Source organism: Bradyrhizobium sp. 187 (genome assembly GCF_023101005.1).
In the GTDB taxonomy this organism is placed as follows: Bacteria; Pseudomonadota; Alphaproteobacteria; order Rhizobiales; family Xanthobacteraceae; genus Bradyrhizobium; species Bradyrhizobium canariense_D.
In genome coordinates, this window is the sequence record NZ_CP064693.1 from 3384083 (window position 1) to 3407548 (window position 23466).

Here is a 23466-nt window from a genome sequence, read left to right on the forward strand (position 1 = left end):
GCGCACTAGGCCAGGACGACATCGGGAGGCATCGGGGCTATTCCGCTCGCTGAACCCCGATCACGCGGCCTTTCTCGACCGCCAGCGCCAGCTCGCCGCGCTTCAGTTTCAGGGCGGCCTCGCCGAACAGCTCGCGGCGCCAGCCGCGTAGCGCCGGCACGTCGGCCTCGTCGTCGGCCGCAATCTCCTCGAGATCGTCGACGGTCGCAATCACCTTGCTGGCGACCGCATGGCGCTCCGCGGTCATGCGCAGCAACACCTTCAACAGTTCGACGATCGCGGCGCCATTGTTATTGTTGCGCGGCTTTTCCAGCTTCGGCAGCGTGGCGTGATCGCGCGCCAGCCCGCGCTCGACAGCGGCGACGATGTCGGCGCCCCATTTGGATTTCTCAAAACCCTTCGGCACGGAGCGCAGGTTTGCGAGCTTCTCGATCGTGTTCGGCGCATGGGTCGCGATGTCGCTGACGGCCTCGTCGCGCAGCACGCGGCCTCGCGGCACGTCGCGGCTCTGCGCCTCCTGCTCGCGCCAGGCGGCGACCTCCATTAGGACCGCAAGGTCCTTGGGCTTGCGCACCCGCGTCTTGAGCCGTTCCCAGGCGCGCTCGGGATGGAAGTCGTAGGTCTTGGGCGAGGTCAGGACTTCCATCTCGATCGAGACCCATTCGCTGCGCCGGCGCTTTTTAAGGTCGGCATCGAGCGCTGCGAACACGTCGCGCAGATGCGTGACGTCGGACACGGCGTAGTGCATCTGCTCCTTGGTCAGCGGCCGGCGCGACCAGTCGGTGAAGCGGTGGGTCTTGTCCGGGCGGTGTCCGGTGACCTTCTCGACCAGGGCGTCGTAGGCGATGCTGTCGCCGTAGCCGAGCACCATGGCCGCGACCTGGGTATCGAACACCGGGTGCGGGATGATACCCGCCTGGTGCCAGATGATCTCGATGTCCTGGCGGGCGGCGTGGAACACCTTCAACACGCCCTCGTTGCCCATCAGCTCGAAGAACGGCTTGAGGTCGATGCCCTCGGCCAGGGTGTCGATGACGATTGCTTCCTCGGCGCTGGCCATCTGCACCACGCACAGCAGCGGGTAATAGGTGGTCTCGCGCAGGAACTCGGTATCGACGGTAATGACGGGGTGCTTGGCCAGCCGGCTGCAGGCAGCCGCAAGGTCAGCGGTGGTGGTAATCAAATCCATGAACGGCCCATGACAAGTCCATCAGCCGTTCTGCCGAAAGCGCTGTGATGTCAAGGGGCTCGAAGCGAATTCGAGCCTTGCATTTGGACCGGAATCGCATTTTCCGACGAAAATTCTATTCGTAGCGGACCCGCCGGGAGGGTTTGCGCGCGCAGGGCAGTGCCACCACGACCACGCACATGGCGACCAGCGCCAGCCCCAGGAACTCGAAAACCAACAGATCCACGGCAAAATCCCCCAGCAACATTGCTAAACTTGTCGGGGGCGAATTGAGGGTCTGTTAATTCTCGTGGTTACCGGCGGCGGGTCGGGCCGGATGGTGGACGGGGGGTTAACGGCCGCGGCATGCTATGCAGGCGTCACGGCATCCGGCGTCAGGTCATGAGCTTCGGCAGGGCGGTCGCCAAGGCGTCCACGGCGGCGCGAACTTTCGGCGGCATCCGGGACGAGCGTGGCCAGAGCGCGTGACAGTCGTAGAGAAATCCCGGCTGACCGCTCAACAGAGTGACGAGTCTACCGGCGCGCAGGCGTTCGCGGACTAGCCAGTATGGCAGCCAGGCCAGTCCCATCCCCTGTGACGCGGCGTCCGCGATCGCGTCGAGATCGTCGAGCCTGAGCCTTCCCGCCGGCACGATTTCGCTCGGAGGCTGGCCCTCGCGGGGAAACAGCCACGGCCGGACGCGTCCGGAGCGGCGATAGATGATCGCCTGATGCTGGGCAAGATCGTCGAGCGATTTCGGCTTGCCGTTGGCGCGCAAGTACGAGCGCGTGCCGCACACCACCATGCGCTGGCTTGCGATGCGCCGCGTCATCAGGCCGGATTGATCGTGTAGATCGCCGGTCCGGATCGCAAGATCATAGCGGCCCTCGATGATGTCAGCGATCGGGTCGCCGAACGAGAGATCGAGCTCCAGATGGGGATATCGTCGCGCGAGCTTCATCAGCAAGGAGGCGATGCAGTGCCGGCCCAGCAGGGCGGGCATGGTCACGCGGAGCCGGCCACGCGGCTCGGACAATTCATCGGAAGCGACGGCGTCGGCGGCCACGGCTTCAGCGAGCACAGTGCGGCAGCGCTCGTAGTAGGCTTGGCCAGTCTCGGTCAGGCTCTGGCGCCGTGTGGTGCGGTTGAGGAGGCGGACGCCCAGGCGCTCCTCGAGGAAACGAACGTGCTTGCCGACCATTGGCCCCGACATTTCGAGCGCATCGGCGGCAGCGGCGAACGAGCCCACATCCACCGCCTTGACGAAGACGGCCATGCTGGTCAGGCGGTCCATGATTGCAAACTCCTGGTTTCGACTGTTCACCTCTCCGCACGCTTTATCCGGCGCCGCCCGGTTGGCATAGGTCCATTGAATTCAATTATTTTGGAGTGTGTTCATGGCGCGCGTCGTTCGCTTCCGCAGACATGGTGGCCCCGAGGTGCTGCGCATCGAGACCGTCGACGTCGCGCCGCCAGGGAGGCGCGAGGTGCAGATCAGGGTCAAGGCCCTCGGGCTCAATCGCGCGGAAGCGCTCTTGCGGAAGGGGACCTATATCGAGACCGCGACCTTTCCGTCCGGCCTCGGTCTCGAGGCCGCCGGCATCGTCGAGGCGATCGGCGAAGGCGTGAGCGGCTTCTCGCCGGGCGAGGTCGTCAGCATCGTGCCGCCCGTGTCGATGGTGCGATGGCCGGCTTATGGCGAGCTCGTCACGTTTCCGGCGGAGTTCGTCGTTAAGCACCCGCCCGAGCTCGGCTTCGACGCCGCGGCCGCGGTATGGATGCAATATCTGACGGCGTTCGGCGCTCTGGTCGATATTGCTGGGCTGGAGCGAGGGGAGTCCGTAGTCATCACCGCGGCGTCGAGTAGCGTCGGGCTTGCAGCGATTCAGATCGCGAACCGGATCGGTGCGATCCCGATTGCAGTGACGCGAACCTCGATCAAGCGGCAGGCCCTGCGCGATGCTGGCGCCGCCGACGTTATCGCCTCCGTGGAAGAGGACATCCGGTCACGGCTGCAGGACATTGTCGGCTCAAACGGCGTTCGCGTGGTGTTCGACGCGGTCGGCGGTCCCATATTTGGGCCGCTCACCGCCGCGATGTCGCCGGGTGGCGTTCTCATCGAATATGGCGGCCTGAGCCCAGAGCCAACGCCGTTTCCGCTGGTCAACGTCCTGACCAAGAGCCTGACGCTGCGCGGCTATCTCGTGCACGAGATCATCCGCGACCCCGCGCGGCTTGCTAACGCGAAGACCTTCATCCTCGACGGGCTGCGGGACGGTGCATTGCAACCGATCATCGCCAAAACGTTTCAGTTTGAGGAGATCGTCGAAGCGCATCGCTTTCTGGAGTCAAACGAGCAGTTCGGCAAGATCGTGGTAACGATCTGAGCGAATGATCGTCTTGAACAAACGGTTTCGGCACCCCGGCATCTGGATTATGCCTTCGGCTCGTCCACCGTGCGCACCGAGCTTGCCTCACGTCCCGCAGAACGTCTGCAGCACCCGCTGCTCCGGCAGCGGCGGATCGGCGTAGGCTGCATAGCCCGGCTGGCCCTCGAACGGTTTAGCCAGCACCTTCACGAATTCCTCGAACGGCGTGTAGTCGTCATCGTTGACCGCGGCCTGGATCACGGCCTCGACGCGGTGGTTGCGCGGGATGAACATCGGGTTGACGGCGTGCATGGCGGCTTGCCGTTCGGCTGCGGTTTGCGGCTCCAGCGCCGTGCGCTCGTGCCAGCGCCTGGCCCACTCGTCGAACGCCGCGGGGTCCATGAATTGCGCGCGTGCATCGTCAGCAGCCGGATCGCCAGCGGCGTCGCCGAGTTTGCGGAAGGTGAGGGTGAAGTCGGCCTGGTTCTTGGCCATGGCGTCCAGCAGGTCCTGGATCAGCGCGTCGTCGCCGTCGCGCTCCGTGAACAGGCCGATTTTCTTGCGCAGGCCCGCCTGATAGGCGTCGCTGAACGTGTCGGAGAAGGCGCCAAGAATGTCCTGGGCCTCGGCGACCGCCTTTTCCTGATCGTCGGAAAACAGCGGCAGCAGGCATTCGGCAAGCCGGGTCAGATTCCACAGCGCGATGCGCGGCTGGTTGGCATAGGCGTAGCGGCCCATCTCGTCGATCGAGGAAAACACTTGCGACGGATTGTAGGCGTCCATGAAGGCGCACGGACCGTAATCGATGGTCTCGCCTGATATCGATGAGTTGTCGGTGTTCATCACGCCGTGGATGAAGCCGACTAGCAGCCAGCGTGCGACCAGATCGGCCTGGCGTGCGACGACGCCACCGAGCAGCGCGTGATAGGGCCGCTCGGCGCCGAGCACCTCCGGATAGTGCCTGGCGATGACGTGGTCGGCGAGCCGGCGAATGGCATCGGTGTCGCGGCGGACGGCGAAGAACTGGAAGGTGCCGACGCGGATATGGCTCGAGGCGACGCGGGTCAGCACCGCGCCGGGCAGCGCGGTCTCGCGGATGACGTGCTCGCCGGTGACGACGGCAGCGAGTGAGCGCGTGGTGGGGATGCCCAATGCGAACATCGCCTCGCTGACGATGTATTCGCGCAGCACCGGCCCGAGCGCGGCACGGCCGTCGCCGCGGCGGGAGAATGGGGTGGGACCGGAGCCCTTGAGCTGGATGTCGCGGCGGATGCCGTCCTTGTCGATGACCTCGCCGAGCAGGACCGCCCGTCCGTCGCCCAGCTGCGGAACGAATTGCCCGAACTGGTGGCCGGCATAGGCCATGGCGATCGGATCGGCGCCGGCGGGAACCGTCTTGCCGGCCAGGATTTCGGCGCCCTCAGGGGTTTCCAGCACATCAGGATCCAGCCCGAGCTGGACCGCCAGCGGCCGGTTCAGCTTGATCAGCCGGGGCGCTGCCACCGGCGTCGGTGCGACCCGGGCGAAAAAGCTGTCCGGCAGCGCCGAATAGGAGTTCTGGAACGGGAAATGGACTGTCATGGCCTCAAGATAGGCGTGGAACGCCTGATGGCAAAGGCTTGAGCCGAGATTGGGCAAAAATGGCCACTTCCAGCCGAAAACGGGCCGTTCCCTTGGTTGCCGCCCCCGTCCTGCCGAGGTAAACCCTGCCGCAACTTTGAACCTGCCGTTTCGGCGGTTCGATTCGATCCTCCGACATTGAATTTGGGACGACCATGCATCGCTACCGGTCACATACATGCGGCGCGCTCCGCGAGAGCAACATCGGCGAGACGGTCCGCCTTTCAGGCTGGGTCCATCGCGTTCGCGACCATGGCGGCGTGCTGTTCATCGACCTGCGCGACCATTACGGCCTGACCCAGTGCGTGGTCGATCCGGACTCGCCGGCGTTCTCGCAGGCCGAAAAGCTGCGTTCGGAATTCGTGGTGCGGATGGACGGTAAGGCCCGTCGCCGCCCCGAAGGCACCGACAATGACGATCTGCCGACTGGCAAGATCGAGATCTATGTCAGCGAGATCGAGGTGCTGGGCCCGGCCGGCGACCTGCCGCTGCCGGTGTTCGGCGACCAGGAATATCCTGAAGACGTCCGTCTGAAGTACCGCTTCCTCGATCTGCGTCGCGAGAAGCTGCACCAGAACATCATGACGCGCGTCGAAATCATCAAGTCGATGCGTCGGCGCATGGAGGGGCAGGGCTTCTTCGAGTTCAACACGCCGATCCTGACCGCGTCCTCGCCGGAGGGCGCGCGCGACTTCCTGGTGCCGTCGCGCATTCATCCCGGCAAGTTCTATGCCCTGCCGCAGGCGCCGCAGCAGTACAAGCAGCTCTTGATGATGTCGGGCTTCGATCGCTACTTCCAGATCGCGCCCTGCTTCCGCGACGAGGATCCACGCGCGGATCGTCTGCCGGGCGAGTTCTACCAGCTCGACGTCGAGATGAGCTTTGTCACGCAGGACGATGTCTTCGCCGCGATGGAGCCTGTCATCACGGGTGTGTTCGAGGAGTTTGCCAAGGGCAAGCCGGTGACCAAGGGCTGGCGCCGGATTCCGTTCGCGGAAGCCTTGCGCAAATACGGCAGCGACAAGCCGGACCTGCGCAACCCGATCGAGATGCAGGACGTCTCCGAACACTTCCGCGGCTCCGGCTTCAAGGTGTTCGCGCGCATGTTGGAGGACCCCAAGAACCAGGTCTGGGCGATCCCGGCGCCGGGTGGCGGCTCGCGCGCCTTCTGCGACCGCATGAACTCCTGGGCGCAGGGCGAAGGTCAGCCCGGCCTCGGCTACATCATGTGGCGCGAGGGCGGCGAAGGTGCCGGTCCGCTTGCCAACAACATCGGTGCTGAGCGCACCGCCGCGATCCGCGCGCAGATCGGCGTGAAGGAAGGCGACGCCGCCTTCTTCGTCGCCGGCGATCCCGACAAGTTCTGGAAATTTTCAGGGTTGGCCCGCAACAAGGTCGGCGAGGAGTTGAACCTCACCGACAAGGAGCGGTTCGAGCTGGCCTGGATCGTCGACTTCCCGATGTACGAGTACAACGACGAGGACAAGAAGGTCGACTTCTCGCACAACCCGTTCTCGATGCCGCAGGGCGGTCTCGATACCTTGAAGGGCCAGGACCCGCTGACCATCAAGGCGTTCCAGTACGACATCACCTGCAACGGCTACGAGATCGCCTCGGGTGGCATCCGCAACCACGTGCCGGAAGCGATGGTGAAGGCGTTCGAGATCGCGGGCTATGGCGAGCAGGAAGTCGTCGATCGCTTCGGCGGCATGTACCGCGCCTTTCAGTACGGCGCCCCGCCGCATGGCGGCATGGCCGCCGGTGTCGACCGCATCGTCATGCTCTTGTGCGGCACCAACAATCTGCGCGAGGTCTCGCTGTTCCCGATGAACCAGCAGGCCATGGACCTCCTGATGGGCGCACCGTCGGAGCCCAGCCCCAAGCAGCTCCGCGAGCTGCACGTGAAGGTGAGCCTGCCGCAGAAGTGAGGCTGTCTCCACAGCGTCATTGCGAGCGAAGCGAAGCAATCCAGAATCTTTCCGCGGAGTGACTCTGGATTGCTTCGCTTCGCTCGCAATGACGGGGAGGGATTTTCGCCGGTCCAACTGCCATCCCCGCGCGCAGCGTCGTTCCCTACAGCCCCGTCGACGCCTCGATCCTGAACTGCGCAAGCGCGCTCTGTGGGTCGGTTTGCAAGAGCTGCATCAATTGCATCAGCGGTGCCTTGGCGCGCGGGGACAGCTTGATGGAAAGCGTCTGGCCCGGCGTCTCGACGAAGCGGGCGATCGCGTCCACGGCCGCGTTCGCATCCGGATTGGCGGAAGCAACTTGCTCGCGTTTAGCCTTGATGCTCTCGACGAGCGCCTGGCGTGCGGTATCACGGCTGACATTCTGCATGCGCGCGAACTGCGCCGCGACGAGATCGATGACGCCGCTGTCGCGCAATGAGAATTCGAGCGTGCCCGCCTCGATCCGGGCCGCCTGGCCCATGAGCTGGGCCGGATCGGCCGAAAACACCTCGCGTGGTACGTTGCCGAGCGCCATACGCAGTTGCGCTCTTGCGATGCCTCCGATGTCGAGGGTCGCGGGCGTCAGAGCGAAGCTGTTGGACTGTTCGGTCCAGGCAGCGCCGAGATCGAGGTCGATAGCGAGCTTGTCGATCCCGCTGGCAATCAATGGAAGCTGTTTTGGACCGGATGGATCGGCTGGCGTGACAAATTTGGCAACCACATGCGCCTTGCTCGGGATCGAGCCGACCAGCTGCCCCAGTCCAGGCTCAGTGTGTCGATCATGACCAGCTTATTGGTGGTCTTGAACGGCGCCGTCACGCCCTTGATCTCCGCGCCTGCGAGCACGCCGAACAGCCCGAGCATCTGATCCGGCGAGGGCGCCCGCCCGGCAGTGGTGAGGCTTGCTGCCCAGCGCATCAAACTCGCCGTGCTGAAGGACTTCAGCGCAAAGCGCTCCATCTTGAACTGTCCCTGCGGAGACGGCGCGTCGACGCCTTCGACCGCGAACTCGCCGTCGCGAAATCGGATGGCACCAACCGTGGCCGTTCCTTGCGGCGTGCCGACCGACATCTTGCCGATTTCGGCCTTACCGATGCGAAGACCCTCATAAACTCCGGCGAGCTTCTCCAGCAGCTCGCGTGCCTGCGCCGGAGTCGGCGGGGCCGATTGATCCCGTGGCAGCGCGGCAAATATCTCGGCCAGCCGGAATTTCGACGGCTGGACGGCGATGTCTTCCATGGTGAACCCGTCGACATCCACTCGCATCCCCTGTGCCGATTTGAGCGCATAGGGGCCCGTCGAGACCTGCCGATAGACCCGGCGATAGCTGTCGTCGCTGGCCGTCTGCGGATCGAGCGCGGCGATGATCGCGGTCGCGTCGAAATCGTTGACGATGATGTTCGACGATTCACCCGTCAGCTTGTCCGTCTTGCCGGGTTGCTTCACGTCGACCGAGATCACGGCGCGGTCCGACTTCATCCCGTCGATCTTGCCGTGCTTTAGGTTCTGGATCGCCAGTTCGGAATAGGTGACCTCGCCGCTGCCGGCGGCGCGGGAATCGAAGCTGATCGTGAGGGTCGGAGCCGTGAGCGACGATGCAGCGACACTCGCATATTGGCCGAGCACGTAGCGGTACATATCGACCAGCGAGCTGTCCGCCGGCACCTGACCCGCCTGAACAGGACCGGCATAGTCGCGCATGACCAGGTGCGGGATCTTGTACGCGACCTTCAGCTTGGCAGCGCCGATCTGGTCCAGCGTAACCTCGAGCCCGGTGATGTCGACGGCGTCGGCCGAGATCCTTGTTTCGTCGATCTGGCGAACGCCCGTGCCCTTGATGGCGGCGATCCTGATCTGCGCCTGCGGTGCCTTGCCCGGCGTAACCGCGATGTCCTCGATCGTGAGGGTGCGCGTGGGCAGATCGAAGGCGATCTTGCCGTAGCTAGCCTTGCCGCCTTGCTTGCGGATTTGCTCGAACGCGGTCTCCACCTCGGCGGTGACGCGATGTTTTGCGTAGAAGCTGAAGCCCAACCATCCGCCCGCGCCCACCACGGCCACGACGATGAAGCCGATCAGGATTCACTTCATTCCCAGCTCCAGTTGCTCGCGTTGCAGCACGCAACCTGCCATATTCGCAAAGCAACGCGCGGTCCAGGGAAAGCGAGCGCTATCAGATATTTGACCGCGCGCCCTGTTGATGGGGCCGCAATCGGATGTTGCCACCGGGCCGCCCGACGTGCTTCATCCCGTTTCCATGACCCGGAAATACCACCCGAAGGCGGGCCGGTCAGGACAACGTAGTTTGAGGCCGGTAACGCGAGGCAAGACACCGCATGTCGTCCTATTCTGATGATCTCCACCAGGCGGCGCTGGCCTATCATCGGCTGCCGCGCCCCGGAAAGCTCGAGATCCAGGCGAGCAAGCCGCTCGCCAACCAGCGCGACCTCGCGCTGGCCTATTCCCCCGGCGTCGCCGCCGCCTGCATGGAGATCGCCAAGAACCCCGCGGAAGCGGCGACGCTGACGATACGCTCCAACCTGGTTGCCGTGGTTTCGAACGGCACCGCCGTGCTCGGCCTCGGCAATATCGGCCCGCTGGCCTCGAAGCCGGTGATGGAGGGCAAGGCGGTCCTGTTCAAGAAATTCGCCGGCATTGACGTGTTCGACATCGAGATCGCGGCCGACACCATCGAACGCGTGGTCGAGACCGTGGCCGCGCTCGAGCCGACCTTCGGCGGCATCAATCTCGAGGACATCCGCGGACCGGAATGCTTCGAGATCGAGGCGCAGCTCAAGGAGCGCATGAAGATCCCGGTCTTTCACGACGACCAGCACGGCACCGCGATCATCGTCGCCGCCGCGATCACCAACGGTCTGCGCCTGAACGGCAAGAACCTGTCGGACGTCAAGATCGTGGCATCGGGGGCAGGGGCCGCAGCGCTTGCGACACTGAACCTGCTGGTGTCGATGGGGGCGCAGCGCAAGAACATCTGGGTCTGCGACATCGACGGCCTTGTTCACGAAGGCCGCAACACCACGATGGACCGCTGGAAGGCGGTCTATGCGCAGAAGACCGACAAGCGCACGCTCGCCGACGTCATCGGCGGCGCCGACATCTTTATCGGCCTCTCCGCACCGGGCGTGCTCAAGCCCGAGATGGCCAAGGCGATGGGCGACAAGCCGCTCATCATGGCGCTCGCGAATCCGACGCCGGAGATCATGCCGGAGGAGGCGCGCAAAGCCCGTCCCGACGCCATGATCTGCACTGGCCGCTCCGACTATCCGAACCAGGTCAACAACGTCCTGTGCTTTCCCTTCATCTTCCGTGGCGCGCTCGATGTCGGCGCCACCGCGATCAACGAGGAGATGAAGCACGCCGCCGTCGAGGCCATCGCGCAGCTCGCGCGCGAGGCGCCGTCCGATGCGGTCGCGCAAGGCTTCGATACCGGCGAGACGCAAGGGTTTGGCCCGGGCTCGCTGATCCCGAGTCCCTTTGATCCGAGATTGATCCTGCGCATCGCGCCGGCGGTGGCGAAGGCCGCGATGGAATCGGGCGTTGCGACCCGGCCCATCACCAATTTCGACGAGTACACCGCGTTGCTCGAGCGCTTCGCCTTCCGCTCCGGCCTCGTCATGAAGCCGATGTTCGCCAAGGCCAAGACCCAACCGGTGCGCGTGATCTACGCCGAAGGCGAGGATGAGCGCGTGCTGCGCGCCACCCAGGTGGTGCTGGAAGAGAAGCTGGCGATGCCGATCCTGGTCGGACGTCCGTCGGTGGTCGAGGCCCGCATCGAGCGCTTCGGCCTGTCTATCAAGGCCGGCAGGGACTTCGACCTGGTCAATCCCGAGGACGATCCGCGCTACCGCTCCTACGTGCAGTCCTATGGCGAGGTCGCCGGCCGCCGCGGCGTGACGCCGGATGCGGCGCGCACGGTGGTGCGCACCAACAACACCGTCATCGCGGCGCTCGCGGTGGTGCGCGGAGAGGCGGACGCCATGCTCTGCGGCGTCGAGGGCCGCTACATGAGCCATCTGCGCCATGTTCGCGAGATCGTCGGGTTCACCCCGGGAATCAGCGACTATGCGGCGCTGGCGCTGCTGATCACGAGCAAGGGCGCCTTCTTCATCGCCGACACCCAGGTGCGGCCCAATCCGAGCGCCGAAGAGCTCGCCGAGATCGCCTCGCTCGCGGCGGTCCACGTCCAACGCTTCAACATCAAGCCGAAGATCGCCTTCGTCTCGCATTCGGATTTCGGCAGCTACGACACGGAATCCTCGCGCAAGATGCGCCGGGCAACCCAGCTCCTGAAGGAGAAGCATCCGGAACTCGAGGCCGACGGCGAGATGCAAGGCGACACCGCGCTCTCGGCCGCCGCGCGCAAGATGGTGCTGCCGCACTCCAAGCTCGAGGGCGAAGCCAACATCATGATCATGCCAAGCCTCGACACCGCCAACGTCGCCTATCAGATGATCAAGTCGCTGGCGGACGCGCTCCCCGTCGGGCCGATCCTGATCGGCCCGGCGCGCCCGGCTCACATCCTCACCCCGTCGGTAACGGCGCGCGGCATCCTCAACATGACCGCAGTGGCTGTGGTGGAAGCGCAGGAGCGCGCGTCGCGGCAGCAGCCGACGTTGTTTACGTAGGGCGTGCGTGGCCTTCCCCTCTCCCCTTGTGAGAGAGGGTGGCTCGCCGCGGAGCGGCGAGACGGGTGAGGGGTTGCTTCCGCGCGCACATTTCTCACGGTTGAATTTGCAGAGCGAGACCCCTCATCCGGCACTGCACCTTCTCCCACAAGGTAAGAAGGTGCAGTGCCGGGCCACCAACTTTGAATTGCTCGCAGTTAGCCATTTCCCCGTTTGTAAACCGGCGAATGTATCTTCATAATCGCGAAGTGCTTTCGCGAGAATTCAAAAGCCTGAGCAAAGAGGCCGATCATGCCAGCGTTCGTAACTTTCGGGCGGATCCTGTTCGCCGTGCTGTTCATCTACACGGGTGCGGCAAGACTGTTTGCCATGCAGGCGACCGTTGATTTCATCGCCGCCAAGGTCGTGATGCCCGACATGATCGCGCCTTACGCCAAGCAGATCGAGACGGCGACGGCCATGACCACGCCGCAACTGCTGGCGATCGCAGTCGGCGTGCTCGAGATCATCGCAGGCGTGATGATCGCGCTGAATTTCGGCGCGCGCTTCTTCGCGATGCTGATGATTATCTATGTCGCGGTCGCGACCTTCCTGTTCTACGACTTCTGGAACCAGGTGCCGCCTGACAACGGCAAGATGCTGGTCGACGCGCTCAAGAACCTGTCGATCATCGGCGCCCTGTTCATGATCATGGGCTACGGGCGCGCCACGCGTCCGGCCGAAGCGGCCTACGGGGACGTATAAAGGTTAAGCCACTACGTCCTGCGCCATGGCGTCACCGTCACGTCATGCGCGGCGTCGAGCAGATACGGCGCGCCCGGCTTCATCCCGTGTGAGGCCAGCACCTCCTGAGGCGTGCGCCCCGGTACTTCGACAAAACAGCCCTCGCCGCGGGGCAGCCGAAGGTGCGGGGCTTCCGACAGCCAGAACGTATCGTAGCGATCCATGAACATGTCGAACACGACGGGGCCGCCGATGATTGCGACGGTGCCGGAAGCGACATCGGCGAACGCACAGGCGTCCTCAAAGCTGGTGTGAGCCGGATTCCACAAGGTCGCGTTCGGCATCTCGGGATCGACGGTCAGAGTCTGGATCTTGCGGGTCAGGATCAGGCGCTTGCGCTTGGGTGAATTCGGCTGCTGCTCATGCGAGTGACGGCCGTGCACGATCAGCGCGGCGCGATCGAGCGCCTGCTCGAAGAACAGCTTGTCGCCTTCGAACTTCAGGCTGTCGGGCATGACATGGTCGGCGTCCGCGAGCATGCCGTCCGCGGAGACGATGACGTAGCCTTCGATCCGAAAGGACAAGGGCGCGGCTATTCGGAAACCGTTGTCACGACGCTGTTGACCGGCCGGGTGCTCACCGTCGGCAGCTTGACGTCCTTGAGCAGTTCCTGGTCGTATTCCGGCAGCGTCGAGGCCGGGAACTTGGCGCGCATCGCCACCACCTTGTAACCGCCGGCCTTCAGGCGCTTGAGCAATTCGGGCAGGGCTTCCGCAGTGTGCTTCTGGAAGTCGTGCATCAGGATGATGCCCTTGCCCTTGCTGTCGAGCTTCTTCATGACGGTCTCGATCACCTTCTCGGGCTTCGAGGCCTTGAAGTCGAAGGAGTCGATGTCGCAGGAGAAGATCGCTGTGTTGCGGTTGCCGAGATAGGTGACCATCTCCGGCGGATGCTGGAGCGCCGGGAAGCGGAAGAAAGGCGAGGGCGAAATGCCGCCGAGCGCCCATTTCACCGCGGAAAGACCCTTCTCGATCTCTTCCTTGCGCTGCGCTTCCGTGAGCTTCTTGTTGTTGAGGTTGGCGTGCGACCAGGTGTGGGTGCCCACGGTATGGCCGGCCGCGTAGACCTGCTTCAGGATCTCCGGCTCGTAGGTCGCGTGCTTGCCGATCGAGAAGAAGATGCCGGTGGTGCACTCGTCGGCGAGCGCCTTCAGCACCGCGGGCGTGTTCTTGGGCCAGGGGCCGTCGTCGAAGGTCAGCACCACTTCGTGGTCGCGCAGGAAATCGAGCTCCTTGAAATGCTCGAAGCCGAAGCCAGGACCGCCCGTGGTGTCGATCTCGACGGTGCGGGCGACCCCAAGCGCGCCCGGCGTGTTGCAGGCTGCGCGGGCGGGCTGGGGCGCCTGCTTAGGCGGCGGAGGATTGACGAAGCCCGCCGGCGCGGCGGCTGCTGCAGGAGCGGGTGCGGGAGCTGCAGCGGGCGCAGCCGCAGCCGGTGTTGCCGCCGGTGCGGCCTGCGTCGCGGCGGCGGGCTTTGCAGCCGGGGTCTGCGACCATGCCGCGCCCGTCATCGCCAGAGACATCGCGCTTGCCAATATCAGTCCTGCCGCCACACGCATGGTGTTGTCCTCGAGATTGATCCCGTTGTTCCGCCGCGGCTTTTCGCCTTCGGCAAAACCATCCTGCCCATAACAATCCTAGCCTAGATGGTGGGCCCTCGCCATTGCAACGGCTGTTTGGCGCGCCAGCCCAATTGTGCCCAACCGGGTTGGGGACGCGTGGCGTCAAGTGTCGGCCAGCGCCTTGGCGATCGCCGTCTTGATCCGCGTGTCTGTCGGTTCGACCGCGGATGCAAAGACATCGGCGATATAGCCGTCCCGGCCGATCAGATATTTGTGGAAGTTCCAGCGCGGAACTTCTCGCGGGCGCGCCTCTGCCGCCCATTTGTAGAATGGATGCGCCTTTGCACCGACCACGATGGCCTTGGCCGCGATGGGGAAGGTAACGCCGTATTGGTGGTGGGCGGTTTCCGAGATCTCACTGGTGCCGCCGGGCTCCTGTCCGCCGAAATCGTTGGAGGGCACGCCAATGACGGTGAGGCCGCGTTCGCGAAACTCGCTCCAGATGTCTTGCAGGCCGGCATATTGCGGCGTGTAACCGCAGAGCGAAGCGGTGTTCACCACCAGCAGCGGCCTGCCAGTGAAGGCCGCAAGGCGGATGTCGTCGCCTGACAATGCCGGGAAAGAGAAGGCGTAGGCGGAAATTCGGCTCATGCCGCCATCCGCCAGTGCACGCGTCGCCGGCGCCAGCGTGCCTGCAAAGGCGGCGATGAGTATGGTCCTGCGGTTCATCATAACGGCGTCCCCCGAAATGATCCGGGGCGCATGTTACCCCGTCGGTGCGAGCGGCGTCGTCAACACGGCGTTATCTGCCGCGATGAGGCGCGTTAGTACAGGCGGACGATGAAATCGGTGCCTTCGCCAGTCTCGCCCTGGTTGATGCCCTGGTCGGAGACGATGATCGAGCCGCCCGATGTCAGCATTTCGTTGATCCTCGCGATCGTGTCGGCCGGGATCGAGACGCGGTCCAGGGCCTCGGCTGGACTGTCCGGCGGGACCACAGGCTTTACGGCGACGGGAATCACCGCCGCGCCACGTTGGCGGCCTGTCACGCGGCCGTCATCTTCGCGCGCGGCAGAACGGACCGACACTGGCAAGGACACCACCGACCATTGCAGCGCATTGGAATCGGCCTTGTCGATTTCGGCGGTAAAGACATGCGTGCCGAGCGGCCGATCACTCGCGGCGATTGTGACAGGCACCTCGAACAGCGGCGCAAAGTTCTGCCGCACGTAGAGCTTGGAATCCTTGCGGCTGATGAAGACCGCGATCTGGCCCGCTCGCTTGGGCGCTTCAGGTTTTGCCACGGGCGCCGGATCGGCAACGCGGGTTTCGTCCTTCTTGACGTCGGTCGTGGCCGCCTGCGCTGGCGCCGCGGCCGGTGCATCGGATGTCTTCGCGAGTTCGGACTTCGGCGTCTCCGCGGCGTCGACAGGCTTCGCTTCAGTGTTCGCGGGCTGCGCGGCATCTCCGGCCTCTGGCTTGGCCGCGTCCGCCGCCTCAGCGGGCTTGGTCTCGGGCTTTGCCGTTGTCTCGGTGTTGTCGGCCGATGCCGGGGCCTCCTCGCGGGCTGGGGCATATCCGGTGGTCACGTCCGACATCACGGTGTGGCCGACCGACGAGCGCAGCTCGGGCACGCCGTCGGCGCTGGCGGTTTTCGTTTCAACCGGCTTTGCTTCGGTGGCCGCGGTATTGGCTGTGCCCTTGTCGGCCTTGTCGCCGGCATTGGTCTGCGGCTCGAGGCTGGCCGCGGGTTGCGGTGGCACGCGCAGCGAGGCAAGCAGCGGATGTGAGAACTTCTGCGGCGACATCTGACCGGGCGAAACGATCACGCGCGCGCCCATCCTGGTCCAGTTCCACATCTTCACCGCGAACGCCATCGGCATGCGGATGCAGCCGTGCGAGGCTGGATAGCCCGGCAGCACGCCGGCATGCATGGCAACGCCCGACCAGGTGATCCGCTGCATGTACGGCATCGGCGCGCCGCTATAGATGTTGGAGTGGTGGAATTTGTGCTTCTGGATGACGCTGAACACACCCATCGGCGTCGAATGGCCCTTCATGCCCGTCGAAACCGGGGATTCCGCGAACACGCCTTTGCTGTCGTAGACCGTGACCTTCTGCCGGTCGATCGAGACGACGATGACGAGAGGACCTTGCGGTTTGGTGCCGGCTTCTTTTTCGGCAACAAGGTCTTTTTTGCCGACCGCACCGCGCTTCTGCGGTTTCTGGCGCGGGACGTCGAGATGGCGCTCCTGGCGCCCGTAGGACCCGTCGGAATAGTCCGTCCAGTAATAAAACGCTGCGTCCGCCTGGCTTGCCGTGCCGATCGCACCCGCCGCCGCCAAAATGGCGACCTGCCAAAGCCGCGTCGGCTTGGCAGAAAAACCGGCCCCGTTCACGCTGTTCATCCTCGAATCCATAATCCAAATCAGATGTTAGTCTCTCAGAGGGGATACGCGTTCACCAGCATGGCGGTTCTGCCATCAGCTACATTTGTCCAAAGCGTAGCAAAAAAGCCTCACGGAGCGGTAAACGGCGGCCGTGTCGGCTTGCCGGTCGTCTTCCTGATCGGTCGCCTCATCCCTACATTGCTGGAAGTTGTTACCGGAGAGGTTCATGTCATCTCGTTTCCGCAGTCTTTCCAGCATCCGCTTGAAAGGCCTCGCTTTATTCCTCATGGCGTTGACCGTGCCGGCAGCGTCCGCCTTCGCCGCCGACGAGCCGGATCTGATCTTTCGCCGCTCGACCGTGTTCAAATGGATGAGCCCGAACGACAAGCTTGCGACCTACGGCCTCGACGATCCTGAAGTCGAGGGCGTGGCCTGTCATTTTACGGTGCCGGAGAAGGGCGGCTTCAAGGGCTGGCTGGGCCTTGCCGAGGAAGTCTCGGACATTTCGCTCGCCTGCCGTCAGGTCGGCCCGATCAAGTTCAAGAACAAGATGGAGCAGGGCGACGACATGTTCCGCCAGCGCCGCTCGCTGTTCTTCAAGAAGATGCAGATCGTGCGCGGCTGTGACGCGAAGCGCAACGTGCTGGTCTACATGGTCTATTCGGACAGGCTGATCGAGGGTTCGCCGAAGAACTCGACCTCGACCGTGCCGGTCATGCCGTGGGGACCGGCGGACGCCAACGTCCAGAAGTGCGGAGAGTTCTTCACTCAGTGACGCTCTTGCGTTCACTCAGTGACGCTCTCGCGTGCACTCAGTGAGGGGTTTGCGTTCACTCGATGATGTCAGCGCGGATGGCGCGCGGTTTTGCAAGATGCGAGCCGGTCAGCCGCACGAATGACTGCGGCGTGGCCTCAAAGCCCCGGCTCGATTGTAGCGCCATTTCGCCAGGCGAATGGCTGTGAACAGGTCGTTGCTCCCGGCGGTCCGTTCGTTGGTCCGCATCGCGCGTCGTTGCGCGATTCTGCGCGGTCATGATGGCTGTTCCTCACATGAACACGCTCGGCGATGCTCGGGCGTCCTCGGTCTCGATAGCTTGGGTCGCAGTCGAAGCGCCCCCGGTTCGACAGGACCCAGCCTTCGTTCGGCTTCTCTTCAGCAGAAAAACGTAAAACGCATGTGAAGGGTGTGAGGCGGGATCATGACGGCGCCGGCGTTCCGCGGCGCATCCGAGCTCGCCGGAACCTGCCAAGCTACATTGGGTGACCGCACGACCCCTCTGAAAAGATTGAGATTTTCCATGGAATATGTCGTCGCCTCGAGCGGGACGAAACAATTCTCACGGAGACGAAACCATTTTCCGGCTTTGGCGCATCACGCGCGAAACCGCCCATGGTTATCAACCTCACGACGACGACGGCGCACGCCGGCCACCGAATTCGGAGAGAACTTCATGCGCACGCTCAGCCTCATCCTTGCTTTCGGTTTCGTGCTCGCCGGCTCCTCGTTCGCAGGCTCGCCGGACGGCAATGTCCCGGGTATCGGTACTTTCCAGTACAGCGGCTCGCCGATCATGATCCCGGCACCGCAGCCGATCGTGGTTGCCGCGCGCTTCTGATCGCCAACAAGAAAAATCAGCCAATAAAGGCCATCATGCTTGTTCGTTCCTGCGCTGCGGCGTTCATATCCCTTCTGACGATCAGTGCCGTTCAGGCGCAGGTGCGCTCTCCATCCAGATTACCCGATCCCCGTACCGAGTTCGTGAGGCAATGCGCGCCGCGCATGCTCGGACGGTGGGAGCATCCGGAAGAGGTCTGCGGCTGCCTGCATGATCATGCTGCCGCCGTCGTCGAGGATCGCGATCTTCGCGAGGCCCTGCTGCGCGGCATCAGCGAGACCGGGGTGCCGACGATCGAGACCGACTGGGTGCCGGCCGCAAAGCAGACCGAAATCGGCCCGACCTTCACCAAGATCGCCAAGCCGACCCTGCAATGCATGTTCGATCCGGCGAAGTAGCGCTCATCGCTTTGATTTTGGACCAAACCGCGACACACAGATGCTCGTCCGTGCGACGCCCTTGTCGGTCATTTTGGCGCCTCGCACTTCCTTGACCTGTCCGGCGGGACAGGTTCCGTCGTCCACTTGAACGCGCTGGCCGAGCTTGAGGTCGACGATGTCCTGCTCGCGTCCGACGGTACCTGCGCGCGCTGTCGCAGCGAGTGCGATGAAGATCAGGAGCGAGAGGCAAGTCGCGCGGCGTAGCAGCATGGTGAGAGCTCCCAGCATCGATGTCGCAATGTAGGGAGCGGCAGCCGATTCTCATAGTGAACGTTCGTCATGCCCGCCCGGCCGGCTTGCTCCTCGCGCGCAAGGCCGCTCGCGATTCCCGCGCGAGTCGTTCGGCGGAGGCCACGAGCTTCGAAACCGCGTGGCCGGAAAATCCCAGCACGAAACCGGGCTGTGGGCGCGCGCGTGAATAGGTGTCGGCCAACAGCCAGCCTTCGGCGCCCGCGGCCTGCTTGGCTTTCGCCGCCACAGACAGATCGACCGAGGGATCGAACCGGGCGACTAGATGCAGACCCTGTGATGGGACCGGCACCGACAGCACGCCATCGGATGCGGCTTCGAGCCTCCCGGCCAGCGCGTCGCGCGCCTCGCGGTAAAGCTTGCGCACGCGCTTCAGGTTCGCCGCGAACGCGCCGGAATTGAGCATGTCGGCCACCGCACCCTCGATCAGCGTGCCGGGAAAGCGGTCGAGCGCAGCCCGCGCCGCGGTCACATCCGCAATCAAGCGCTCGGGCAGGGCGCAATAGCCGATGCGCAGGCCCGGAAACAACGTCTTGGCGAACGTGCCCATGTAAATCACGCGCTGGAGGTGATCGATGCCGGCCAGCGACATCAGCGGCGCGCCGTCGTAACGGAATTCGCTGTCGTAATCGTCTTCCAGCACGAAGGCGCCGGCCTGCCTGGCCCAGTCCAGCAGCTCGAGCCGCCGCGGCATCGACATCTGCACACCCAGCGGAAACTGGTGCGACGGCGTCACATAGGCTGCGCGCGCGGACGGCGCCGCTGCGCGGCCTTTGGCGACACGCATGCCGTGCGCGTCGACGGGAACGGAGACGGCACGATAGCCGCAATGCGCGATGGTTTTTCGCGCGGCGGGGTAACCTGGGTCCTCGCACCAGACCTGATCTTCGGGCTTCAGGATTGCGCTCAGCAAGATGCGCAGCGCGTGCAGCGTGCCTGACGTCAGCATGATCTGATCGGGATCGCAGCGCAGGCCCCGCGCCGACAACAGATGATCGGCGATCGCCGCACGCAGTTCGCGGCTGCCACGGGGATCGCCATAGTGCAGATGCTCCGCGCCGAAGGCGCGCATGCGACGGCCGACAAAGGCCCGGAAATGCTGCACGGCACGCGCGTCGATATGGGTGCAGCCGAGTGAAAACGCGCCTTGCCCCGGCGTTTCGACGCTGATCTTGGGCCGCTTCGGCTCGGCCGCGCGCGCGGGGATGCGCGCGGCGACGAAGGTGCCGGAGCCGACGGTTGCGTCGGCAAAGCCGTCGGCGATCAGCCGCTCATAGGCGGTGACGACGGCATTGCGCCGAAAGCCGGTCTGTTTGGCCAGCGTGCGCGACGGCGGCAGCGGCTCGCCGGGTTTCACCAGACCGCCGACGATCATCTCGCACAGTGCCTGATACAGCCGGTGCGCCGACGAGGCGCCAGCCGTGATGTGCGGGCCTGCGAGGTCGAGCGGCAGCTCGGCTTTGGCCGGCGAGGGGACAGAATTGGTCGGAATTTTTCGCATGGAATTGGCACTATCGCAGACCAAATCCACGGATACAACTGCTCTGGAATTGTTCAAATCCGACAGGAGCGGCCGTGAGCCAGACCGAGAACCAGAATTCCTATCCGACATCCGCGCGCAATCAGGTGAAGCGCCGTCACGACCGCGGCTTCTACGATCACGACACCGTTCATCGCATCCTGGATTCCTCGATGCTCTGCCACGTCTCCTACGCCATCGACGGCCAGCCCTATTGCACGCCGACTTTCTTCTGGCGCGAAGGGACGAAACTGTACTGGCACGGCTCGAGCGCCAGCCGCATGCTGCGCAACCAGACCCTGGGCGAGCGCGTGTGCCTGACGGTCGCCCATCTCGACAGCCTGGTGCTGGCGCGCTGCGGGTTCAATCACTCGGCCGATTACCGCGCCGTGATGGCATTCGGCACCGCCTATCTCGTCACCGATCCCGAGGAGAAAGAACGCGCGGTGATCGCGATGGTCGACCGCTTCTTCCCGGATCGCACCGCCAGCCTGCGGGCGAGCAACACGCAGGAGATCAAGGCGACCTCCTTTATCGCGATGGAGATCGAGGAAGCCTCCGCGAAAATCCGGGCCAAGGGTGTCGCCGACGACGACGAGGACTATGAATTGCCGATCTATGCCGAGCGCATCCCGGTGCGCACCGTGCTCGGTGCGCCGGAACCTTGCCCGCGGCTGCTCGACGGCGTGAGCCGGCCGGCGACACTGAATGGCTATTCGGAGGGCCGGCTGCTCGAAGACGCATTGCGGGATGCCTATTTTGCAGAGTACCCGAACGGCTGAAATCGGTTAGCTTACGCTCCATCGATGATCTCAATGCCGATTGGAGTTGCCTGATGAATGCCGAAACGCAGCAGAGGATTCTTGACGCCGTTGATGCCGGCTTCGAAGCCCAGCTCGCGACCACACGCGATTTCGTCGCGATCCCCTCGACGCGCGGTGCGGAGGGGCCATGCCAGGACATGATGGGCGACCTCCTGCGCGCGCGCGGCTACGAGGTCGACGACTGGCACATCAATGTCGACGACCTCAAGGATCTGCGCGGCTTCGGGCCCATCGAGCACGATTTTTCGAAGGCGCGCACTGTGGTCGGCACGTACCGGCCCAAAACCGAGGCGGGCAAATCGCTGATCCTCCAGGGCCATTGCGACGTGGTGCCCGCGGGGCCGCTGGAATTGTGGGACACCCCGCCGTTCTCGCCCGTCATCAAGGACGGCAAGATGTTCGGTCGCGGTGCCTGCGACATGAAGTCGGGCACCATCGCAGCGCTCTCCGCGCTCGATGCGATCAGGGCCGCGGGCCTGAGGCCGACGGCGCGGATTCACTTCCAGTCTGTGATCGAGGAGGAGAGCACCGGCGTCGGGGCGCTCTCGACGCTTCAACGAGGCTATCGTGCGGATGCCTGCTTCATTCCTGAGCCGACCGGCGGCAAGATGGTGCGCTCGCAGGTGGGCGTGATCTGGTTCCGCCTGCGCGTGAAGGGCCATCCGACCCATGTCGCCTTCGCCGGCTCCGGCGCGAATGCAATCATGGCGGCCTATCATTTGATCCAGGCGCTGCAAAAACTCGAGATCGAGTGGAACGAGCGCGCGAAAGCCGATCGTCACTTCAAGACGCTGAACCATCCCATCAACTTCAACCCCGGCATCATCAAGGGCGGCGACTGGGCCTCCAGCGTGCCGGCCTGGTGCGACGTCGATTGCCGGATTGCCGTGTTGCCCGGCTGGTCGATCGCCGAGCACCAGAAGGAGATTCTTGCGTGTGTCGCCGCCGCCGCACGCAACCACCGCTTCCTCGCCAACAATCCGCCGGAGATCGAATGGTCGGGCTTTTTGTCGGAAGGCTATGAGCTGACCAATGCCACCGCGCCTGAGGCGGCGTTCGGCAAGGCCTTCAGCACCGTCTATGGCGGCCAAATCGAAGACCTCGTCTTCACCGCGCTTACCGACACCCGCTTCTACGGCCTCAATCACGGCATCCCGAGCCTGTGCTTCGGCGCGAGTGGCGGCGAGATGCACGGCTTCAATGAATATGTCGATCTGGACTCGCTGAAAAAGACGACCAAGGCAATGGCGCTGTTCATCGCGGATTGGTGCGGGGTGGAGCAGGGGTAGCCCTCGTGTCCCGGACAGAGCCAGGACCCACGTCACCGCACATTTGGACCGCGGTTCAGCAGCGCATCGTTTCACGCTGCGCTGCGCCCTGGGGAACGAACCATCTTCCGGCTGCCCAATCCACCGGCGCCCAAATCCTTTAAGCTTAAAGAAAGACTAGGATGCCGCCCGCGCTGGTGGCAGACTGGCGCCTGGTCCACAAGGCCTTGAGTCCGTCGAGGAAGCACGATGCGCGATTGGGATGACGCCTACGCCAATTCGGCCCATATCCCGGGCTCGGACAAGATACCGGCGCTGTGGGCGGAGCGGGCGGCGGCTTATCGCGCCGGGCTGAAGGAGTTTCGCGCTGACATCGCCTATGGCCCCGGTGAGCGCCAGCGCCTCGATCTGATCTTGCCCGACGGCGACAGCAAGGGCCTCGTCGTGTTCGTCCACGGCGGCTACTGGATGCGCTTCGACAAGTCGACATGGACTGATCTCGCCGAAGGCGCGCGCCATCACGGCTGGACGGTGGCACTGCCAAGCTACACGCTGACGCCGGCCGCGCGCATCTCCGACATTACGGCGGAAATCACCACAGCGATTGCCAAGGCGGCCTCGCTGGTCGCGGGCCCGATCCGGCTCGCCGGCCATTCCGCCGGCGGGCATCTCGTTACGCGTATGCTGTGCGACGACAGCCGGCTGGAGCCCGCCGTCTACAACCGCGTCGCCGGCACGCTGTCCATCAGCGGCCTGCATGATCTGCGTCCGCTGCTCAAGACCAGGATGAACGACACCCTGCGCATGACGATGGAGGAGGCGACGCTGGAAAGCGCGGCGCTGCATCTGCCGCGCGGGCCTTCGCCGGTGACCGCCTGGGTCGGTGGCAACGAGCGGCCCGAATTCATCCGCCAGTCCGATCTGATGGCCAACGTCTGGACTGGTTTCGATGTGCCGACGCGTCTTGTCGTCGATCCCGGGCTGAACCATTTCACCGTGATCGACGCCCTCAAGGACCCGTCGTCGCCCACCACCGCGCGCCTGATCGGCCTCGACTGACGAGGCC

The 23466-nt window shown here is 64.3% G+C and carries 22 protein-coding genes; 10 read left to right on the forward strand and 12 right to left on the reverse strand.

What is annotated here, in order from left to right; all coding sequences use genetic code 11:
• Positions 1-37 precede the first annotated feature (37 nt).
• Positions 38-1189, reverse strand: a complete 1152-nt coding sequence (gene rnd, locus IVB19_RS16035; protein ID WP_018456286.1) for a ribonuclease D — start codon at positions 1187-1189, stop codon at positions 38-40.
• A 374-nt stretch (positions 1190-1563) separates the two neighbouring features.
• A complete protein-coding gene (locus IVB19_RS16040; protein WP_247821576.1) occupies positions 1564-2463 on the reverse strand; it encodes a LysR family transcriptional regulator in 900 nt (299 codons plus the stop codon).
• Between the two features lie 103 nt (positions 2464-2566).
• Here IVB19_RS16040 and IVB19_RS16045 point away from each other — a divergent pair, with 103 nt between their 5' ends.
• Positions 2567-3556, forward strand: a complete 990-nt coding sequence (locus IVB19_RS16045) for a zinc-dependent alcohol dehydrogenase family protein (RefSeq protein ID WP_018456289.1) — start codon at positions 2567-2569, stop codon at positions 3554-3556.
• 87 nt (positions 3557-3643) lie between these two features.
• Here IVB19_RS16045 and IVB19_RS16050 read toward each other — a convergent pair whose 3' ends face one another.
• Positions 3644-5119 (reverse strand): protein adenylyltransferase SelO, encoded by a 1476-nt coding sequence (locus IVB19_RS16050; protein ID WP_026233133.1) that lies wholly within the window; start codon positions 5117-5119, stop codon positions 3644-3646.
• A 194-nt stretch (positions 5120-5313) separates the two neighbouring features.
• Here IVB19_RS16050 and aspS point away from each other — a divergent pair, with 194 nt between their 5' ends.
• On the forward strand, positions 5314-7086 hold the full coding sequence (gene aspS / locus IVB19_RS16055) for an aspartate--tRNA ligase (RefSeq protein ID WP_018456291.1): 1773 nt from the start codon (positions 5314-5316) through the stop codon (positions 7084-7086).
• A gap of 145 nt (positions 7087-7231) precedes the next feature.
• Here aspS and IVB19_RS40430 read toward each other — a convergent pair whose 3' ends face one another.
• Together IVB19_RS40430 and IVB19_RS16060 are read right to left on the reverse strand one after the other, a co-directional pair.
• A complete protein-coding gene (locus IVB19_RS40430; protein WP_345946456.1) occupies positions 7232-7642 on the reverse strand; it encodes an aq_1923 C-terminal domain in 411 nt (136 codons plus the stop codon).
• Between the two features lie 128 nt (positions 7643-7770).
• Positions 7771-9165: a hypothetical protein gene (locus IVB19_RS16060; protein WP_345946455.1), complete on the reverse strand. Its 1395-nt coding sequence runs from the start codon at positions 9163-9165 to the stop codon at positions 7771-7773.
• A 275-nt stretch (positions 9166-9440) separates the two neighbouring features.
• Between IVB19_RS16060 and IVB19_RS16065 the strand changes: the two genes are divergently transcribed.
• Positions 9441-11750, forward strand: a complete 2310-nt coding sequence (locus IVB19_RS16065) for an NADP-dependent malic enzyme (protein WP_018456292.1) — start codon at positions 9441-9443, stop codon at positions 11748-11750.
• A gap of 291 nt (positions 11751-12041) precedes the next feature.
• Positions 12042-12494 carry a DoxX family protein gene (locus IVB19_RS16070; protein WP_018456294.1) on the forward strand — a complete coding sequence of 151 codons (453 nt, stop codon included), beginning with the start codon at positions 12042-12044 and terminating at the stop codon, positions 12492-12494.
• Positions 12495-12505: 11 nt separating this feature from the next.
• Here the strand turns inward: IVB19_RS16070 and IVB19_RS16075 are convergent, their stop codons facing one another.
• The 4 genes from IVB19_RS16075 to IVB19_RS16090 all read right to left on the reverse strand — a co-directional run bounded on the left by IVB19_RS16075 (position 12506) and on the right by IVB19_RS16090 (position 16502).
• Positions 12506-13057, reverse strand: a complete 552-nt coding sequence (locus IVB19_RS16075) for a dihydrofolate reductase family protein (RefSeq protein ID WP_018456295.1) — start codon at positions 13055-13057, stop codon at positions 12506-12508.
• Between the two features lie 8 nt (positions 13058-13065).
• Positions 13066-14091, reverse strand: a complete 1026-nt coding sequence (locus IVB19_RS16080) for a polysaccharide deacetylase family protein (protein WP_018456296.1) — start codon at positions 14089-14091, stop codon at positions 13066-13068.
• Positions 14092-14256: 165 nt separating this feature from the next.
• Entirely contained in the window at positions 14257-14826 is a 570-nt protein-coding gene (locus IVB19_RS16085; RefSeq protein WP_085352959.1) for a glutathione peroxidase, read from the reverse strand.
• Between the two features lie 92 nt (positions 14827-14918).
• The gene (locus tag IVB19_RS16090; RefSeq protein ID WP_247821577.1) at positions 14919-16502 is read right to left on the reverse strand and encodes a L,D-transpeptidase family protein; all 1584 of its coding nucleotides are present in this window, start codon (positions 16500-16502) and stop codon (positions 14919-14921) included.
• A 208-nt stretch (positions 16503-16710) separates the two neighbouring features.
• Here IVB19_RS16090 and IVB19_RS16095 point away from each other — a divergent pair, with 208 nt between their 5' ends.
• Complete coding sequence (locus IVB19_RS16095) at positions 16711-17259, forward strand: CreA family protein (RefSeq protein ID WP_026233134.1); 549 nt, start codon at positions 16711-16713, stop codon at positions 17257-17259.
• Between the two features lie 55 nt (positions 17260-17314).
• Here IVB19_RS16095 and IVB19_RS16100 read toward each other — a convergent pair whose 3' ends face one another.
• Complete coding sequence (locus IVB19_RS16100; protein WP_026233135.1) at positions 17315-17518, reverse strand: hypothetical protein; 204 nt, start codon at positions 17516-17518, stop codon at positions 17315-17317.
• 417 nt (positions 17519-17935) lie between these two features.
• On the opposite strand from IVB19_RS16100, the gene IVB19_RS16105 reads away from it, so the two are divergent.
• Positions 17936-18100, forward strand: coding sequence for a hypothetical protein (locus tag IVB19_RS16105; protein WP_018456302.1), 165 nt, complete (start codon positions 17936-17938; stop codon positions 18098-18100).
• Positions 18101-18135: 35 nt separating this feature from the next.
• Positions 18136-18498 carry a hypothetical protein gene (locus tag IVB19_RS16110; protein ID WP_026233136.1) on the forward strand — a complete coding sequence of 121 codons (363 nt, stop codon included), beginning with the start codon at positions 18136-18138 and terminating at the stop codon, positions 18496-18498.
• A gap of 3 nt (positions 18499-18501) precedes the next feature.
• On the opposite strand, the gene IVB19_RS16115 is transcribed toward IVB19_RS16110, so the two are convergent.
• Together IVB19_RS16115 and pdxR are read right to left on the reverse strand one after the other, a co-directional pair.
• Positions 18502-18750: a DUF6719 family protein gene (locus IVB19_RS16115; RefSeq protein WP_018456304.1), complete on the reverse strand. Its 249-nt coding sequence runs from the start codon at positions 18748-18750 to the stop codon at positions 18502-18504.
• Positions 18751-18817: 67 nt separating this feature from the next.
• Complete coding sequence (gene pdxR / locus IVB19_RS16120) at positions 18818-20290, reverse strand: MocR-like pyridoxine biosynthesis transcription factor PdxR (RefSeq protein ID WP_247297464.1); 1473 nt, start codon at positions 20288-20290, stop codon at positions 18818-18820.
• Between the two features lie 74 nt (positions 20291-20364).
• On the opposite strand from pdxR, the gene IVB19_RS16125 reads away from it, so the two are divergent.
• From IVB19_RS16125 to IVB19_RS16135, 3 genes are all read left to right on the forward strand, one after another.
• Entirely contained in the window at positions 20365-21090 is a 726-nt protein-coding gene (locus IVB19_RS16125; RefSeq protein WP_247297463.1) for a pyridoxamine 5'-phosphate oxidase family protein, read from the forward strand.
• 53 nt (positions 21091-21143) lie between these two features.
• Complete coding sequence (locus tag IVB19_RS16130; RefSeq protein ID WP_018456309.1) at positions 21144-22421, forward strand: ArgE/DapE family deacylase; 1278 nt, start codon at positions 21144-21146, stop codon at positions 22419-22421.
• A 228-nt stretch (positions 22422-22649) separates the two neighbouring features.
• Positions 22650-23459 carry a hormone-sensitive lipase gene (locus IVB19_RS16135; RefSeq protein ID WP_018456310.1) on the forward strand — a complete coding sequence of 270 codons (810 nt, stop codon included), beginning with the start codon at positions 22650-22652 and terminating at the stop codon, positions 23457-23459.
• Positions 23460-23466 lie beyond the last annotated feature (7 nt).

Excerpts from the sequence above, each read along its gene's own strand:
- rnd (WP_018456286.1), bottom strand. The coding sequence starts at position 1,189 with ATGGATTTGATTACCACCACCGCTGACCTTGCGGCTGCCTGCAGCCGG.
- IVB19_RS16040 (WP_247821576.1), bottom strand. The coding sequence starts at position 2,463 with ATGGACCGCCTGACCAGCATGGCCGTCTTCGTCAAGGCGGTGGATGTG.
- IVB19_RS16045 (WP_018456289.1), top strand. The coding sequence starts at position 2,567 with ATGGCGCGCGTCGTTCGCTTCCGCAGACATGGTGGCCCCGAGGTGCTG.
- IVB19_RS16050 (WP_026233133.1), bottom strand. The coding sequence starts at position 5,119 with ATGACAGTCCATTTCCCGTTCCAGAACTCCTATTCGGCGCTGCCGGAC.
- aspS (WP_018456291.1), top strand. The coding sequence starts at position 5,314 with ATGCATCGCTACCGGTCACATACATGCGGCGCGCTCCGCGAGAGCAAC.
- IVB19_RS40430 (WP_345946456.1), bottom strand. The coding sequence starts at position 7,642 with ATGGCGCTCGGCAACGTACCACGCGAGGTGTTTTCGGCCGATCCGGCC.
- IVB19_RS16065 (WP_018456292.1), top strand. The coding sequence starts at position 9,441 with ATGTCGTCCTATTCTGATGATCTCCACCAGGCGGCGCTGGCCTATCAT.
- IVB19_RS16070 (WP_018456294.1), top strand. The coding sequence starts at position 12,042 with ATGCCAGCGTTCGTAACTTTCGGGCGGATCCTGTTCGCCGTGCTGTTC.
- IVB19_RS16080 (WP_018456296.1), bottom strand. The coding sequence starts at position 14,091 with ATGCGTGTGGCGGCAGGACTGATATTGGCAAGCGCGATGTCTCTGGCG.
- IVB19_RS16085 (WP_085352959.1), bottom strand. The coding sequence starts at position 14,826 with ATGATGAACCGCAGGACCATACTCATCGCCGCCTTTGCAGGCACGCTG.
- IVB19_RS16090 (WP_247821577.1), bottom strand. The coding sequence starts at position 16,502 with ATGAACAGCGTGAACGGGGCCGGTTTTTCTGCCAAGCCGACGCGGCTT.
- IVB19_RS16095 (WP_026233134.1), top strand. The coding sequence starts at position 16,711 with ATGTCATCTCGTTTCCGCAGTCTTTCCAGCATCCGCTTGAAAGGCCTC.
- IVB19_RS16100 (WP_026233135.1), bottom strand. The coding sequence starts at position 17,518 with ATGACCGCGCAGAATCGCGCAACGACGCGCGATGCGGACCAACGAACG.
- IVB19_RS16105 (WP_018456302.1), top strand. The coding sequence starts at position 17,936 with ATGCGCACGCTCAGCCTCATCCTTGCTTTCGGTTTCGTGCTCGCCGGC.
- IVB19_RS16110 (WP_026233136.1), top strand. The coding sequence starts at position 18,136 with ATGCTTGTTCGTTCCTGCGCTGCGGCGTTCATATCCCTTCTGACGATC.
- IVB19_RS16115 (WP_018456304.1), bottom strand. The coding sequence starts at position 18,750 with ATGCTGCTACGCCGCGCGACTTGCCTCTCGCTCCTGATCTTCATCGCA.
- pdxR (WP_247297464.1), bottom strand. The coding sequence starts at position 20,290 with ATGCGAAAAATTCCGACCAATTCTGTCCCCTCGCCGGCCAAAGCCGAG.
- IVB19_RS16130 (WP_018456309.1), top strand. The coding sequence starts at position 21,144 with ATGAATGCCGAAACGCAGCAGAGGATTCTTGACGCCGTTGATGCCGGC.
- IVB19_RS16135 (WP_018456310.1), top strand. The coding sequence starts at position 22,650 with ATGCGCGATTGGGATGACGCCTACGCCAATTCGGCCCATATCCCGGGC.